At 60.5% G+C, this 15,210-nt stretch carries 14 protein-coding genes; 7 read left to right on the top strand and 7 right to left on the bottom strand.

Annotated features, from left to right (window positions below):
- The first annotated feature begins 160 nt into the window (after nucleotides 1-160).
- The gene (locus ADG881_RS12210) at nucleotides 161-898 is read left to right on the top strand and encodes a ParA family protein (protein WP_007149675.1); all 738 of its coding nucleotides are present in this window, start codon (nucleotides 161-163) and stop codon (nucleotides 896-898) included.
- A gap of 185 nt (nucleotides 899-1,083) precedes the next feature.
- Here ADG881_RS12210 and bioA read toward each other — a convergent pair whose 3' ends face one another.
- Both bioA and ADG881_RS12200 read right to left on the bottom strand, forming a co-directional pair.
- Nucleotides 1,084-2,358 carry an adenosylmethionine--8-amino-7-oxononanoate transaminase gene (gene bioA, locus ADG881_RS12205; protein WP_007150651.1) on the bottom strand — a complete coding sequence of 425 codons (1,275 nt, stop codon included), beginning with the start codon at nucleotides 2,356-2,358 and terminating at the stop codon, nucleotides 1,084-1,086.
- 213 nt (nucleotides 2,359-2,571) lie between these two features.
- Entirely contained in the window at nucleotides 2,572-3,054 is a 483-nt protein-coding gene (locus ADG881_RS12200; protein WP_039927441.1) for a TIGR02444 family protein, read from the bottom strand.
- A 116-nt stretch (nucleotides 3,055-3,170) separates the two neighbouring features.
- Here ADG881_RS12200 and ADG881_RS12195 point away from each other — a divergent pair, with 116 nt between their 5' ends.
- Entirely contained in the window at nucleotides 3,171-5,087 is a 1,917-nt protein-coding gene (locus ADG881_RS12195; RefSeq protein ID WP_007151413.1) for an ATP-binding cassette domain-containing protein, read from the top strand.
- Between the two features lie 41 nt (nucleotides 5,088-5,128).
- On the opposite strand, the gene ADG881_RS12190 is transcribed toward ADG881_RS12195, so the two are convergent.
- Together ADG881_RS12190 and ADG881_RS12185 are read right to left on the bottom strand one after the other, a co-directional pair.
- Nucleotides 5,129-5,845, bottom strand: coding sequence for an anti-sigma factor domain-containing protein (locus tag ADG881_RS12190; protein ID WP_007148917.1), 717 nt, complete (start codon nucleotides 5,843-5,845; stop codon nucleotides 5,129-5,131).
- Nucleotides 5,842-6,387 carry a sigma-70 family RNA polymerase sigma factor gene (locus ADG881_RS12185; RefSeq protein ID WP_007149568.1) on the bottom strand — a complete coding sequence of 182 codons (546 nt, stop codon included), beginning with the start codon at nucleotides 6,385-6,387 and terminating at the stop codon, nucleotides 5,842-5,844. Before ADG881_RS12185 ends, ADG881_RS12190 begins: the two co-directional genes overlap by 4 nt.
- 167 nt (nucleotides 6,388-6,554) lie before the next feature.
- On the opposite strand from ADG881_RS12185, the gene ADG881_RS12180 reads away from it, so the two are divergent.
- Genes ADG881_RS12180 through ADG881_RS12165 form a run of 4 tightly spaced genes read left to right on the top strand, consistent with a single transcriptional unit; the run spans nucleotide 6,555 to nucleotide 10,608 of the window.
- Nucleotides 6,555-8,075 (top strand): DUF4331 domain-containing protein, encoded by a 1,521-nt coding sequence (locus ADG881_RS12180; RefSeq protein ID WP_050760157.1) that lies wholly within the window; start codon nucleotides 6,555-6,557, stop codon nucleotides 8,073-8,075.
- A gap of 25 nt (nucleotides 8,076-8,100) precedes the next feature.
- The gene (locus ADG881_RS12175) at nucleotides 8,101-8,340 is read left to right on the top strand and encodes a hypothetical protein (RefSeq protein WP_007149977.1); all 240 of its coding nucleotides are present in this window, start codon (nucleotides 8,101-8,103) and stop codon (nucleotides 8,338-8,340) included.
- Nucleotides 8,327-9,493: a lipopolysaccharide assembly protein LapB gene (locus ADG881_RS12170; RefSeq protein WP_039926715.1), complete on the top strand. Its 1,167-nt coding sequence runs from the start codon at nucleotides 8,327-8,329 to the stop codon at nucleotides 9,491-9,493. Before ADG881_RS12175 ends, ADG881_RS12170 begins: the two co-directional genes overlap by 14 nt.
- Entirely contained in the window at nucleotides 9,490-10,608 is a 1,119-nt protein-coding gene (locus ADG881_RS12165; RefSeq protein ID WP_007148865.1) for a HupE/UreJ family protein, read from the top strand. Before ADG881_RS12170 ends, ADG881_RS12165 begins: the two co-directional genes overlap by 4 nt.
- Before the next feature lie 711 nt (nucleotides 10,609-11,319).
- On the opposite strand, the gene ADG881_RS12160 is transcribed toward ADG881_RS12165, so the two are convergent.
- Nucleotides 11,320-12,486: an acetyl-CoA C-acetyltransferase gene (locus ADG881_RS12160; RefSeq protein ID WP_007148333.1), complete on the bottom strand. Its 1,167-nt coding sequence runs from the start codon at nucleotides 12,484-12,486 to the stop codon at nucleotides 11,320-11,322.
- 410 nt (nucleotides 12,487-12,896) lie between these two features.
- On the opposite strand from ADG881_RS12160, the gene ADG881_RS12155 reads away from it, so the two are divergent.
- A complete protein-coding gene (locus ADG881_RS12155) occupies nucleotides 12,897-14,057 on the top strand; it encodes a lipid A deacylase LpxR family protein (protein ID WP_007150946.1) in 1,161 nt (386 codons plus the stop codon).
- Nucleotides 14,058-14,248: 191 nt separating this feature from the next.
- Here ADG881_RS12155 and ADG881_RS12150 read toward each other — a convergent pair whose 3' ends face one another.
- Both ADG881_RS12150 and ADG881_RS12145 read right to left on the bottom strand, forming a co-directional pair.
- Complete coding sequence (locus ADG881_RS12150; protein WP_007150860.1) at nucleotides 14,249-14,662, bottom strand: YciI family protein; 414 nt, start codon at nucleotides 14,660-14,662, stop codon at nucleotides 14,249-14,251.
- A gap of 23 nt (nucleotides 14,663-14,685) precedes the next feature.
- Nucleotides 14,686-15,132, bottom strand: coding sequence for a nuclear transport factor 2 family protein (locus tag ADG881_RS12145; protein ID WP_007151372.1), 447 nt, complete (start codon nucleotides 15,130-15,132; stop codon nucleotides 14,686-14,688).
- Nucleotides 15,133-15,210: the final 78 nt, after the last annotated feature.

Here is a 15,210-nt window from a genome sequence, read left to right as displayed (position 1 = left end):
CGAGTTCCCGGTGGGAGCAAAATAACATCACAATTTACATCACTTGTGCCACTTTTGCGGTAGTGTTGAATTTGTGAGCACAATCACCCTTTCTTCCGACAGTCACCGCACCGGCATTAGGGGCAGGTAGAATCATACGAAATAACCATAAAGAAACGGTATGAACAGCGCACAGAACAGCCCATCCACGGGGATCGGCTCCCAGCATCGTCCCCACGCATCGCGTTTGGTGATTCTGGTCGCAAACAGCAAAGGGGGTTGCGGCAAAACCACCATCGCCACCAATCTGGCCTGCTACTTCGAGGCCTTGGGGCGTCCGGTATGCCTGATGGACCTGGACCCGCAACAGTCTGCCACCCAGTGGCTGAAAATGCGCAAGTCACCCACCATTCAAACCCTCGGCTGGCCTGCCGGCGAACCGGTTTCCCTGGGCCGTCTGCAACAACGTCTGGACCAGGCCGGCAACCTGGTGATCATCGATTCCCCTGCCGGGCTGGATCCGCACCAGCTGGATCACCTGTTACGACTCTCCCAGGTGGTTCTGGTTCCTGTGCTGCCCAGCCCCATTGATATCCGCGCCACTACCCGGTTTCTGCAAAGCGTCATGCTTACCCCCAGCTATCGACGGCGTCCCCGCCGGCTAGCCGTGATCGCAAACCGGGCGCGCACTCGCACAAAAATGTACGAAGCCCTGCGCCAGTTTCTGTCCAGCCTGAAAATTCCCTACCTGGTGACCCTGCGTGATACCCAGCTCTACGTGCAAGCCATGAGCCAAGGGGAAGGCATCATGGATGCCGCCGTCTCCCGCCACCTTGAAGACCAGCAACACTGGCGGCTAATCGGCGAGTGGCTGGAGGTGCAACGACACCTGATACAGACCATGCCGGGGTTTCGGTAAACCACCTGTAGGAGTTCCCTTCCAGGGGACGAACCGCGTGTAAACGCGGAATTGCTCACAGGGCGATCAGGTTCTAGATCGACTCATGACAGTGCGGCAGGTGAAAGCTCTTGTCGCCTCGCTTCGCGAGGTTCGTCCCCTGGAAGGGAACTCTACAGCGGTTTGTAGAAAGTTAGGTCTTAACGTCAACTGCCCTCCGCCAAATCCCGCATCGCTCCGGTGAGCTTGCTTAAATCCTCCGGCTCAATCACGAAGGGCGGCATAATGTAGACCAGTTTGCCGAACGGACGAATCCATACGCCCAGCTCCACAAAACGCGCCTGCACCTGCTCCATGGCCACCGGTTCTTTCATCTCCATCACGCCGATGGCGCCCAACACCCGGGCATCAGCCACGCAGGAGAGGTCCTTGAGAGGCAGCAGCTCTTTCTTGAGCTGGGCCTCGATGGCGGCGACTTTTTCCTGCCAGCCGGAATCCAGCAGCAGCTGAATGCTGGCGTTGGCCACGGCGCAGGCCAGCGGGTTACCCATAAACGTCGGCCCGTGCATCAACACTCCGGCCTCCCCGTCACAAATACCCGCGGCTACCTGATCGGTGCATAACGTGGCCGCCAGGGTCATGTAGCCCCCGGTAATCGCCTTGCCCAGGCACAGGATATCCGGGCACACATCCGCATGCTCCAGCGCAAACATTTTTCCGGTGCGACCAAACCCGGTAGCGATCTCATCAAAGATCAGCAATACACCGTATTCGTCACACAAGGCGCGCACGGCTTTCAGATAGACAGGATGATAAATGCGCATGCCACCCGCGCCCTGCACCACCGGCTCCAGAATCACGGCGGCGATCTCCTGATGATGAGCCGCCAGCATCTGCTGGATGGAATCCAGATCCGCCGTATCGAAATCACTGTCATAGGGGCACTGCGGCGCGTCGGCAAAATAATGTTTGGCCAGCACACCACTGAACAGCGAATGCATGCCGTTGACCGGGTCACAGGCCGCCATGGCACCGAAGGTATCGCCGTGATAGCCGTTGCGCAGGGCCAGCAATTTGTCCTTGCCGGTGTACCCCTGGCTCAGCCAGTACTGCAGCGCCATCTTGATCGCCACTTCCACGGACACCGAGCCGCTGTCAGCCAGAAACACTTTCTCCAAAGGATCCGGCGTCAACGCCACCAGCTTTTTACCCAGCTCCACCGCCGGTTCGTGGGTCAGCCCGCCGAACATCACATGAGCCATACGGTCGATCTGGTCCTTGGCCGCCTGGTTCAACACCGGGTGGTTATAGCCATGCACCGCCGCCCACCAGGACGACATGCCGTCCACTAATTCACGCCCGTCGTCCAGCGTCAGCCTCACCCCGGCGGCACTGGCCACGGGAAAAGTGGGCAGGGGTTTCGAGGTAGACGTATAAGGATGCCAGAGGTGGTCGCGATCAAAATCCAGGTCGGTGCTCATGGAAAGGTCCGAATAAAACGTGGACAGGAAGAATGGCAGCGGAGGGGGGAAAGTTCAAAGTTGAAAGTTCAAAAGCGCGCCAGGCATTTGTGCCAAATCGTTAACGCCCTCACCGCGCCACGGCTCCTTATTGCTGACCGCATCAATGTCTTTGCCTATATTGCGGCGCGACGACAGCCTGATTCGAATCCCGCCCTGCCCAGCTCGCGCCTTTCAACTTTCCACTTTCAACTCGGCCAGGCGGCTCAGCCCTTCCTGCAATCCCTCACACTGCGCCGTTTCCGGAATCAGCACCAGCAACCAGCCCATCGGGTCCACCGGCTTGCCTGCCGGCAACAGGTTCTCGCACAAAGAAGGCAGGGTGGTCAGCAACCAGCGCTCGCCCTCCAGCTCCACCTGCTGGAGTTGGCGTTTGAACTCGGGCAAGCGGTCATCCTGTGCAGCCTTGCGGCGAACCTGGCGCAGCGGGCGCAGATAATCCGCTTCGAACTGCTCCGCCAGCTCCGCCAACCGTCGACCCGTCCGGGCATCCGGCTGCTTGCCCGACGCCGCCAGCCACAAGCCGCACAGCAGCAGCGACACCGGCACCTGATAGTCGTCCTGCAGATGCAGGCAGGCTTTCTCGAACCGCTTGTCCTGCCAGCGCCCCAGCGCAAAACGCCACAGATCCGCTTTCATCTCATCATTCACAGGCATCCCCTGGTTCACCTCCCCGGGCAGGTTGGTGCTTGAACAGGCCATCGCTTACACTGCGCCGGTTTCCTGCACGCCTGTCACGGCACGCAGGCCACTGTCTTGAAAATAGGCTCACCATGCTGTCTCTCGAACATATCAACCTTCGCCGCGGCCCCGACCTGCTGCTGGAAGATGCCAACCTGGTCCTGCACAAGGGCTGGCGCGTAGGTCTGGTGGGCCGTAATGGCAGCGGCAAGAGTTCGCTGTTCAAGCTTATCATGGGCGAGCTGGAGAGCGACGGCGGCAACCTCAACCTGCCTGCCGACTGGCGCCTGGCCATGATGGCCCAGGAAGTCCCCGCGCTGGAACAGCCCGCCATCGAGTATGTGCTGGACGGCCACCACGCCCTGCGTGCCGCCGAGCGCAAACTGGCGGCCGCCGAACAGGCCGGCGACAACCACGCCATTGCCCTGACCCACGGCGAGCTGGACGCCCTGCACGCCTGGCAGCAACCGGCCAACGCCGCCATCCTGCTGGCCGGCCTGGGCTTTAGTGAAGCCCAACAGCAACAGCCCGTCTCCAGTTTTTCCGGCGGCTGGCGCATGCGCCTGAACCTGGCCCAGGTACTGATGAGCGACGCGGACCTGTTGCTTCTCGATGAGCCCACCAACCACCTGGATCTGGATGCCATTCTCTGGCTGCAAAGTTATTTGATTCAGCAGCCCGGAGCGTTGTTGGTGATCTCCCACGACCGGGCGTTCCTGGATGCCATCGTCACCCAGATCCTGCACATCGAACATAACAGCCTGAAGCAGTACACCGGCGGCTACTCCGACTTCGAACGCGAGCGCGCCGAAAAGCTGGCCCTGCAACAGAAGATGCATGACAAGCAGCAAACCCAGGTCGCCCACCTGCAAAAATTCATTACCCGCTTCAAGGCAAAAGCCAGCAAGGCCAAGCAGGCCCAGAGCCGGGTAAAGGCGCTGGAAAAACTGGAACTGATTGCCCCCGCCCATGTGGATTCCGGCTTCAGTTTTGATTTTCACAGCCCGGAAAAACTGCCCAACCCCATGGAGAACCTGGACGCGGTGCAGTGCGGCTATCGCAATAACGGCGTCGATACGGTGATCCTGGACCAGGTTAACCTGAGCCTGCGTCCGGAAACCCGCATCGGCCTGCTCGGCCCCAATGGCGCAGGCAAATCTACCCTGGTGCGTACACTGGTGGGCGAACTGCCCGCCTTGGGCGGCCACTTTGAAAAAAACGATGATCTGAAAATCGGTTACTTCCACCAGCAACAGGTGGATCGTCTGGACGCCAACGACACCCCCTACCAGATGCTGTCACGGTTCTATCCGCAATGGAGCGAATCGCAATTGCGCAGCGAACTGGGCCGCTTCGGCTTTCAGGGCAATGATGTGTTTGCCCCCATCGGGCGTTTTTCCGGCGGCGAGAAAGCCCGCCTGGCGCTGGCCATGATCGTCCAGCAAAAACCCGCCTTGCTACTGCTGGATGAGCCCGCCAACCACCTGGACCTGGATATGCGCGAAGCGCTGACCCTGGCCCTGCAAGCCTTTGAAGGGGCAGTGGTGATGGTCTCCCACGATCGCCATCTGCTGGAAACCACCGTGGACGACTTTTTCCTAGTGGCCAACGGCGGTGTCAGCCATTTCGATGGCGACCTGGACGACTACGCCCGCTGGTTGCAACAAAATCGCCGCGACGGCAAACCGGTGAAAGAAGAGAAAGCCAGCGATGGCCAGGACGCCAAGGCCCGCCGCCAGCAAGCCGCCCAACAGCGCCAGCAGTTACGGCCGTTGAAAAAACAGGTGGAAACCCTGGAAAAACAACTGGCCCAGTGCAGTGACAAACTGGCCACAGTGGAAGACGGGCTGGGTGATGACGCGCTGTACACCGACCCAAACCGCAAGGACGAAATGAACGGGCTGCTGGGGGATCAGGCTCGCCTGAAGAAACAGCACGACGCGCTGGAAGGGGAACTACTGGACGCCATGGAAGCGCTGGAAACCGCCGAAAGCGAACTCGGCACCTGACGCCGCATCAACGCAGGCCAGCACCCGGCTCGCCTGCCCTGCTATAAATCCACAAGCTGAGTCTGATACACCACCGGCCCGGTGGGCTGCCCCGTCGGCGAACCGCCATGGGGCTCCAGGCTGATCGCCAGGGAACGGGATTGCAGCAATTGTTTCACCTGCTCATGATTCAGCGTGATCCGCAACTCTGCCCCCTCGGTCGGCAATACCGATAACGAGATCGGCACCCCGGATTCTGGCAACAACCACAGCTCATAATCCTGATCATCGCTTGCCGGCAACGTGGGCGGCAATGAACGCAATGTGAGACTGTGGTCTCCCCGGGAGGCGTTCAACACCCACAATGGTTGCGCCTGTGTCCCCTGCACCACGCCCACCAATGCATTCTCCGGGGCTTTCGGCGGCACCGGCGTCCAGATCAATAACGCCATCAACCCCGCCACGGCAATGCCTGTGGTCCAGCGCCAGGGCAACGCCGACTGCCACCAGGCAGCGGCACCGGCATGGGGCTCGGGCGCCGTCTCTGGCGCGGAAAACAACCGACGCTCCAGCGCATCCCAGGCACCGGCCGGCGGCTGCATGCTGGGCGCAGACTCATTGAACGGTTGCAACCGCCGCTCCCACAGCCACACCTGCCGCCGCAATTTGGGCGACAGCATCATCCACCGTTCGAAACGTTTTCGCGCTGCGCCGTGCAGGGTGCCCAGCACATATTCCGCCGCCAACGCATGATTACGCTCAGGGTTATCCGGCTTCATGAACCCAGACACTGACGCAATACGTTGAGCCCACGGCGCACCCAGCTTTTAGTGGTACCCAGAGGCTGCCCCATGGCAACCGCCAGTTCCTGATGGGTGAAACCACGAAAATAGGCCATCTCGATACTGTTTCGATAACGCTCATCCAGATCGCGCAAACAATCACTCAAGCGCTGCCGATCCACCATGTCGCCTGCATTCTGCATGGGCCCGGGTTTCTCGCAGGCATGATTCTGCGCCACCGAATCGAACTCCACGTCCCTGCGGCGGCGCCGTATCGCATCCAGCCCCCGGTACCGACAGATCGACATCATCCACGTCAGTACCGAGCCCCGGTCCGCATGGTATTCACCGGCGTGATGCCACACCTGAATATAGGTTTCCTGCAGCACGTCATTGGCCTCGTCATTATCGCGCAACAATTGCATGCACTGTCCGTACACTGCACGGCTGGTTTGTTGGTACAGGTCGGAAAAAGCCGCGCGGTCCCCTTGCGCGACTTTTGCCAGCTGATCCACCAGCATGCTTTCCCTTGCTGCCATAACGAGGTTCTCCGGACGCGCCGTTGAGTAGACCTCCTTAATGGCAGATGACCTGTTAGTAATACGTGAAAAAACGCATTCCGGATGCAGAAAAAAACAAAATATTTTTTGCATCCGCCAGGCGATCTGCTGCGTAACGTAGACACACAAATAAAAGGAGTGTTCGTATGTTACGCCGCCCTGTTCTCTTGCCTGCGGTCTGCACCGCCGCCGCGCTGCTGGCCAGCAGCACTGCGCTGGCATCCAGCCACCGCGAGGCCCCGTTCATCACCGGCATGCCCAAAGTCGATGGCACGGACTTCTATATGTTCAACAGCTATGAGTCCGGCCGTGACGGGTATGTGACCCTGATCGCCAACTACCTGCCCCTGCAGGATGCCTATGGCGGTCCCAATTATTTTTCCCTGGACGATGACGCCATTTACGAAATCCATATCGATAATGACGGCAACGCCATGGAAGACATCACCTTCCAGTTCCAATTCAATACGGAACGCAAAAACGCCACGGTCAATGTGGGCGGCACAGACGTGCCGGTACCGTTGATCAACATCGGCGCCATCACCGCCAACGACACCAGCGCCCAGAACGTGCTGGAAAGTTACACCGTAAAAATGATCACCGGCGATCGCCGCACCGGCAACGTTCAAGACATCACCCACGCCGGCAGTGGTGACGACACCTTTGCCAAACCGGTGGACAACATTGGCACAAAATCAATCAACGATTACGCCACCTACGCCGACAGCTTCATCTACGACGTAACCCTTCCCGACTGCCCGATGCCGGGCAAAGTGTTCGTTGGCCAGCGCCAGGAAGGCTTTGTGGTGAATCTCGGCGAAGTGTTCGACCTGGTGGCGCTCGACCCACTGGGCGCCCGTGATTCACGCAGCAACACCATCGGCGACAAGAACGTCACCAGCCTGGCTCTGGAAGTCCCGGCGGACTGCCTGACCGGCGACAACACCGTTATCGGTGGCTGGACCACCGCCAGCGTTCGTCAGGCCAGTGTCATCAACCCCGCGCCGCAGGGCTCCAGCACCACTGCCAGCACGGATGCCAAAGGCCCGGCCGTGAAAGGCGGCGCCTATACCCAGGTATCCCGTCTCGGCTCGCCCCTGGTGAACGAGGTAGTCATCGGCCTGCCCGACAAGGACCGCTTCAACGCCAGTGAACCCAAGGACGACGGCCAGTTCGCCACCTATGTGACTAACCCGAGCCTGCCCGCCCTGGTGAATGTGCTGTTCAGCGTTCCCGCCCCGGAAACCCCGCGTAACGATCTGGTCACTGTGTTCCTCACCGGCGTCCCCGGTGTCACCCAGCTGCCCACCGTAACCGCCAGTGAAATGCTGCGCCTGAATACCGGCATCCCGGCCACCGCCGCGGGCGCCCAGGTCGACCTCGGTGTTGCTGGGGGTGACTTTGCCGGCTTCCCCAATGGCCGACGCCCTGTGGATGACGTGGTCGACATTGCCCTCACCGCCGCCGAAGGCTTCCTCTGCGGGGCCGATGTAAACGGAGCCGATCCCGGTGGTGAAATCGGTAATTGCGGTACCCAGGACAGTCAGGTCAACGGTGGTGCCATCGTCAATGACGGCGCCCTGCCCGACCCGGCCGCCTACCTGACCACCTTTCCGTACCTGAACACGCCGCTGCCCGGTGCCGACAACGTGGCCGCCGCGCCGTAACCGCGCCCCATCACAGGAGGACATCATGCGTTTATTACTGGCAACCACGGTTTCGCTGGCGACCCTCGGGCTTGTGGCCTGCGGCGGTGACGATGACAACGATCCGCCACCGCCCCGTGCACAAGCCACGGTGGACTACACGGTCTTTGTGAAAACCCAGCTGGCCGCCACCAGTGACACCACCGACCCGGTTAGCGTGAACAACCTGCGCTTCCGGAACCAGACCAACAGCAACGAGGATGCCTATAACAGTGTCCTGGATTAACCCCCAAACAGGCCGCCGGTTTCCGGCGGCCTTACTGTTGATTCTCTGCGGGGGGCTACTGGTCAGCACGACCGGGGCAGCCCCCTACACCCCGGACAATAACAACACGGTGCTGGCCACCTTGTCGGACTCCCAACGGGCCCTGACACTCGCCAGCCCACCACAAAACGAGGCCGATGCACTGCGTCTGGCCCGCGCCCAGATTGATTACGGTCGCCAGCAGGGCGACCCGCGTTTTCTCGGCTATGCACAACGCACCCTGGCCCCCTTTTCCCAACCACCGTCCCCGGCGGTGAGCCTGCTGTGGGCGGACATCGAGCAACAACGCCACCAGTTCACCCGGGCCCGAACCCGCCTGACGCGGTTACTGGAACAGCACCCCAATCAGGGCCAGGGCTGGCTGATGCTGGCCAACATCGAGCGGGTTCAGGGCCAGTTCGATGCCGCCCGGCAAGCCTGTGGCAACGCGGCCAACAGCCTGCCACCGACGACGGTGGTGTTATGTCAGGCCAGTGTGCAAGCCATGACGGACCAACATCAGCGCGCCTACGCCACCCTGCAGTCGCTGGCCGATAGTCCACTGGTTAGCGACACCACCCAGAGCGTCTGGTTGCAGACCCTGATTGCTGAAATGGCCATTCAGCAGGGTGAACCGGAACGGGCGCAACGAGCCCTGGATGCCGCCCTGGCGCTCGCCCCACAGGATGCCTATTTGCGCTACCTGCAAAACGACCTGTGGTTACAGCAAGGTCACCCCGACGCCGTGATTGCGGATCTGAAAAACTGGCAGGACCGGGACAATGCCCTGCTGCGCCTGGCCATCGCCGGCCAGCGCAGCCAGCACCCGCAGGCCGGGCAGTGGCAACAGGCCTACCAGCAACGGCTGGACGCGGCTGAATTCGCTGGCCGCACCGTGCATCAACGTGAGCATGCCCGCTACCTGCTGCAGGTCGACCCGTCGCCCACCGAGGCCCTTGCCGTGGCCCGGGACAACTGGCAGCAGCAAAAGGAGCTCACCGACCTGCGCCTGTTGCTCGCCGCGGCCACCGCCGCCGACAACGCCGATGCCCAGGCCACCGCACGGGACTTCATCGACACCCACGGCGTCCATGACGCCGCCCTCCAAGCGCACTGGCCGGAGGCCCAACCATGAAGCATTGCCTGATACTGATGCTGCTTCTCGCCTGCGCCCCGGCGTTTGCCCATAAACCCAGCGACAGCTACCTAAGCCTGAACAGCGTCTCCAGCAGCCCGCAAATTACCGGCCGCTGGGATATCGCCCTGCGCGACCTGCAACTGGTGATCGACCTGGACAGCAACAACGATGGCAACATCACCTGGGGCGAGCTGCGTAACCGCCAACCCGAACTGGCCCAGCAAATTCTGCCCATGCTCACCGTGCAGACGGGGCAAGGGGAAACAGCCCAACCCTGCCCTCTCACGCTCACCGGTTTGCAGGCCAATGACCATGTGGACGGCACCTACGCCGCCCTGCATTTTCAGGGCAACTGCCCCGCCGCACCGTCACAACTGGGCGTTCATTACCGCTTCCTGTTCGACCGGGACCCCAGCCACCACGGCTTGCTCAAGTCGAACCACGACGGCGTCGAACTGGCGGTGACGTTCAGCGACAACCAACGTCGCCACCATCTCGATACCAGTGGTGCAGGGCAATGGCAGGCCTTTCAGGGGTTTGTGCATCAGGGCATCCACCACATCCTGATCGGCTACGACCACATCCTGTTCCTGCTCACCCTGCTGTTTCCCGCCGTGCTGGTGTGGCAACGGGGCGGCTGGCAGCCGGCACCCACCATGCATGGCGCCCTGACCCAGACCCTGGCCATCGTCACCGCCTTTACTGTCACCCATTCGCTGACGCTGGCGCTGGCCACGCTGGGCATCATTACCCTGCCCGCCTGGCTGGTGGAGTCCGCCATCGCCCTCACCGTCGCGCTCGGCGCCGCCGCCAATCTGCTGCCTGGGCTGTTCCCGAAACGCTGGATCATGGCCTTCGTCTTCGGCCTGGTTCACGGGCTGGGGTTTGCGTCAGTGCTGGCGGATCTGGGGCTGATGGGGGACGGCATTGTGTTGCCGCTGCTGGGCTTCAATATCGGCGTGGAGCTGGGGCAGATAGCCATCGTGTTGTTGTTTGTGCCGCTGGCTTATCTGGCGCGGGATACAGCGCTGTACAAGCGCGTCTTCGTGCCGGTGGGGTCGGTGGCCATCATGGTACTGGCCGGGGTCTGGCTGGTGGAAAGGCTCAGTTGATTCGCTGGCAATAACATTCTCCTGCGCACCATGGAGGACTGTCTGCAAGCGGCCCTGCCTTGCTGCGGGAACGGTATCGAGATACGAGTGACGAGTTGCGAAAGGCAAAACCCAAGATCCAAAGAGAGGGCTTCCGGTTCTGAACTTCGCTCCTCGAAACTCGTGACTCGTGACTCGTGACTGAATCCTTCGCCGTGCAGGCATGGCTCCTGCAGATAAAACCGTGCGCTAGAAAAGGTTCTTCGCGGATTAGAGTGAATGACTCGCTTTTCGCCGTCTGATGGATTTATCGCGAATACCCGGCACTTTGCCAAACGCTAGACGCCGGATGCCTGACGTAAAACCCCATAGCCTGAGAGGTTGTCGTTATTGCGGCCTCTCCTTTGAGGGGTGTTCAGAGTCATCATTCAGGCAACTATCGGGTAATGCATTTTGCGCAGAGAGCCTGGCGGCCAAGGTGTTCAGGTTTTGAATGCAAGCGTCCGTCGTCGAGCATCAGGCGTCCAGCGGTTGCCAGGGCGGGATAATGCGACAAGCTCTGAAGCTGGCTGATCACTTCATTCCGCAATGAACCAAAAAAAGCCGCCCCGGAAAACCAGGGCGGCTTTTTTTCAAGCTGAAAAACGCGAAGGAACGGAGCTGAATTTCAGGTGGGCGGCCACACGCCCCTCCGCATTTTCACTTTGCACTTTTCACTTTCATCGACAACTTTTACAGCACTTCGATAATGGTCGCGTTAGCGGTGCCCAGGCCTTCACAGATGGCCAGCAGACCGTACTTGCCGCCACGGCGTTTCAGCTCATACACCAGCGTGCCCATCAGCTTGGAACCGGTGGCCCCCAGCGGGTGGCCCAGCGCCTGGGCGCCGCCGTTCACGTTCAGTTTTTCGTAATCCGCACCCACCGCCTTCATCCAGGCCAGCGGCACGGAGCCGAACGCTTCGTTGACTTCGTACAGGTCGATATCCGCCATGGTCATGCCGGCCTGCTTGAGCACTTTTTCGGTGGCCGGGATCGGGCCTTCCAGCACCATGGTCGGGTCAGAGCCCACTACCGCCATGGCGTGAATACGCGCCAGCGGCGTCAGGCCCAGTTCCTTGACCGCCTTTTCGCTGGCGATCATCACCGCCGAGGCGCCATCGGTAATCTGGCTGGCGTTGGCGGCGCTGATATGGCCCCCTTCCTGCAGCGGCTGCAGCGCCTTGATGGCATCCAGCTCCGCTTCCCAGCGAATTCCTTCATCGACCAGATGCTCTTCCTGGGAGCCGTCTTCCAGGGTCACCGGCACCGGAATGATTTCATCCTTGAAGCGGCCCGCTTCGGTCGCCGCCGCCCCACGTTTGTGAGAGTCGTAGGCGAACTGGTCAAGCTCAGCCTTGCTTACCCCGTATTTCTCCGCCATGCGCTCAGCACCATGGAACTGGCTGAACGTTTCGCCCGGATAGCGCTTGCTGATTTCACCGGTAAACGGGTTGCCCATTTCCTTGACGGCCATCACCGGAGAACCGATGGGCACCTGGCTCATGGATTCCACCCCGCCGGCAATCACCAGGTCCTGGGTGCCACTCATCACCGCCTGGGCGGCAAAGTGAATTGCCTGCTGGGAGGAGCCGCACTGACGGTCAATAGTGACACCCGGTACGGACTCCGGCAGGCAGGAGCTCATGATAGAAGTCCGCGCCACGTTGAAGGTCTGCGGGCCGATCTGGCTCACACAACCAAAAATCACGTCGTCGATTTTTTCCGGCGCCACCCCGGTGCGCTCGACCACTGCATCAATAACGCGGCCGCCCATATCTGCCGGGTGTACCTTGCTCAGCCGACCGTTCTTCTTGCCACCAGCGGTACGCACCGCCGCTACGATATATGCTTCTGCCACCGTGCTCTCCTTATCATCACTGTCTGTTGAGCGTCAGCTCATGAATATGTCACTGAGGCTACGCCGCCTGGGTAACGAAGCTCAATGACCGAAGAAGACGGCAGTGATGGGTATCTTGTCATCCGCGGATAAGGGCGCGTTCCGAATAAATCGAAAAATTCGATTAAATGGCCAACGCTGTCGCACTGTTTCATCGAACAGTCATCGGTGATCCTAGTCCTATTGAACACTCAGCGGCTCGACAATGGCGCCGCTGCCGCTGGCAGAACAACAACTCTCTGTAGAAACAGGCAACAACCGCCCAGCAACGCGATACCGACCATGCGCGTGCGGGGCATACCGTACGCGTCACAGAATTGCAGTTCCGGCGAGCCGCTTGCGCGCTTCCGGAGTGAGACGGATACGGAGCCATGACAGAGAACACACGCGACAGCCTTTTTCCTTCCCCCGGTTTCCGGGTCGCCAGCTTACTGGCGATCATCATGCTGGCGAGCCCGGGACTGACCGCTGCCGCGTCCCTGTCCGACACCGCCTCGCCGCTGGCCCGGGCCGGGGACCCCGGATTCGCCGAAATGCGCCCACGCCAATCCCGCCCTCAACCGCAGCAGGAGCGCGAAACCGGTAGCTGGGCACTGACCCTGGATAACGACATGCTGGTGCCGGGCACCCGTGATCAGGATTACACCTACGGCCTCAGCATGGCCGCCACCGGCACCCGGGCACGGGATTTTCTGCTTTCCCTGGATACCCCGCTGGGCTGGATCGATACCGCCCTGGGCCTCAATAGCCTGTCCGGGAGCCGGGTTCGCGGCCACAGTTTTGAAACGGGCATTTTCGGCTTCACCCCGGAACAGAAAGAGCGGCCCGAGCCCCTCTACGACGACCGCCCCTACGCCAGCATGATCTACCTTTCCAGCAGCCGCGTGCAGGTGAATCCCGACGACCAGGTGGCCTGGCACAGCACCCTGACACTGGGCGCCCTGGGGCTGGATCTGGCCGGCAACATTCAGAATGGTGTGCACAAGGTCGTCGGCAGTGAACAAGCGGAAGGCTGGGATCACCAGATCAGCGATGGCGGCGAACCCACCGCTCGCTACGCGGTGGCACGGCAGAAGAGCCTGCCCATTTCCAGCGACAACCTGGAAGTGAAAAGCACCGTGGAAGGCTCCGTGGGTTACCTCACCGAAGCACGCTGGAGCCTGAGCTTTCGCGCCGGACGCCTGCGCAGCCCCTGGTGGCAGAGCAACCCGGAGCTGACCCGCTACGGCGAGCGCAACAACACCACCGCCACCAGTGAGGATAACGAGCACTATGTGTGGGGTGGCATTGCCCTGGTCGGCCGCGCCTACAATGCATTTCTGCAGGGCCAGTTCCGGGACAGCGACGTGCGCTACCACAGCGACGAAGTGAACCATGGCGTCGCCGAAGCCTGGTTGGGTTACACCTATGCCTTCAGCGACGGCTATCGGCTCAGCTATGTCCTGCGCGGCCACACCTCCGAACTGAAAGAAGGCGTGGGCGACCGCAATGTGCTGTGGGGCGGTTTGGTGTTCGCGAAGACCTTTGATTAGGACCTGTTAACACTACCGAGATGACGCCTGTTGAGCCCCCCAAAGTTTTAGGGAGCCTCTGAAAAAAGACAGTCAGGCTGTGGGAAGCGATGCTTGCATCGCGAAAGGACCGGCCACGCCCCGACGTTATTCGTGATGCAAGCATCACTTCCCACAGAAAATCAGGGGTGACGGGCGTTTTCAAAAACGCTTTAGTCCGTCACCTTCTCGTTTTCCGATACGGCGCCCGCATAAGGCACGGCATCCGACGACTCACCGTAGATATCGCGCACCGGTCGCACCTCGATGCTGCCGTAGCGTGCCGGCGGAATACGGCTGGCCACACGGATCGCATCGTTCAGGTCATTGGCGTCGATCAGGTAAAAGCCCGCCAGCTGCTCCTTGGTTTCCGCAAAGGGGCCATCGGTGACACTCACCTGTCCGTCGCGCAAACGCACCGTGGTCGCCGTGGACACCGGTTGCAGGGCGGAGCCATCCAGCATCACCCCGGACTCCTGCAAGCCGCCGCTGTAGGATTGACACTCCTGATTAAGCGATTGCCAGTGATCGTCGCCACGTTCCTGCATCGCCGCTTCGTTGTAATACACCAGACATAGATATTTCATCGTGCTCTCTCCCGGGCTTGTTATTAGTTAAAAGGTACCGGTGTGTGCTCCGGTTGCCACGTCATAATCAGCGACATGTCCTCCGGATTGAACGGGCAGGAAAAGTGTTCGTGGACAATCTTCCACTGGTCGCCATCACGTTTCCATACATGCGTACAGCGCATCCAGCCGCCCTGCTTTTCCCCTTCCACGGTGGCACCGCAATGGGTCAGGCTGTGCGACACCGCCAGCGAATCGGATGCCTCCACAACCAGGTCGTGCATCTCGAAAAACGGCTCCGCCGGGCAGGATTCCATGCACTTTTTCCAATGCGTCCGATACGCTTTCTCGCCAGATACCTGAATAGCCAGAATCGCATCGAATGAACGAATATCGGCATGATAGAGGGCCATGATCGCCTCGACATCATTATCGGCTGCGCCTTTCAGCCAACGGCGAGTAAGGTCCTGAATGGTTGCTTCAATGCTCATGTTCAACTCCTTTATGGGCCACTTTCACATTAGGGCTTGTTAACACTATCGAGATGACGCCTGTTGAGCCCCAAAAGC

This window comes from Alcanivorax sp. DG881, assembly GCF_000155615.1.
Lineage (GTDB): Bacteria > Pseudomonadota > Gammaproteobacteria > Pseudomonadales > Alcanivoracaceae > Alcanivorax.
This window is presented reverse-complemented; position numbering and strand designations above follow the sequence as displayed.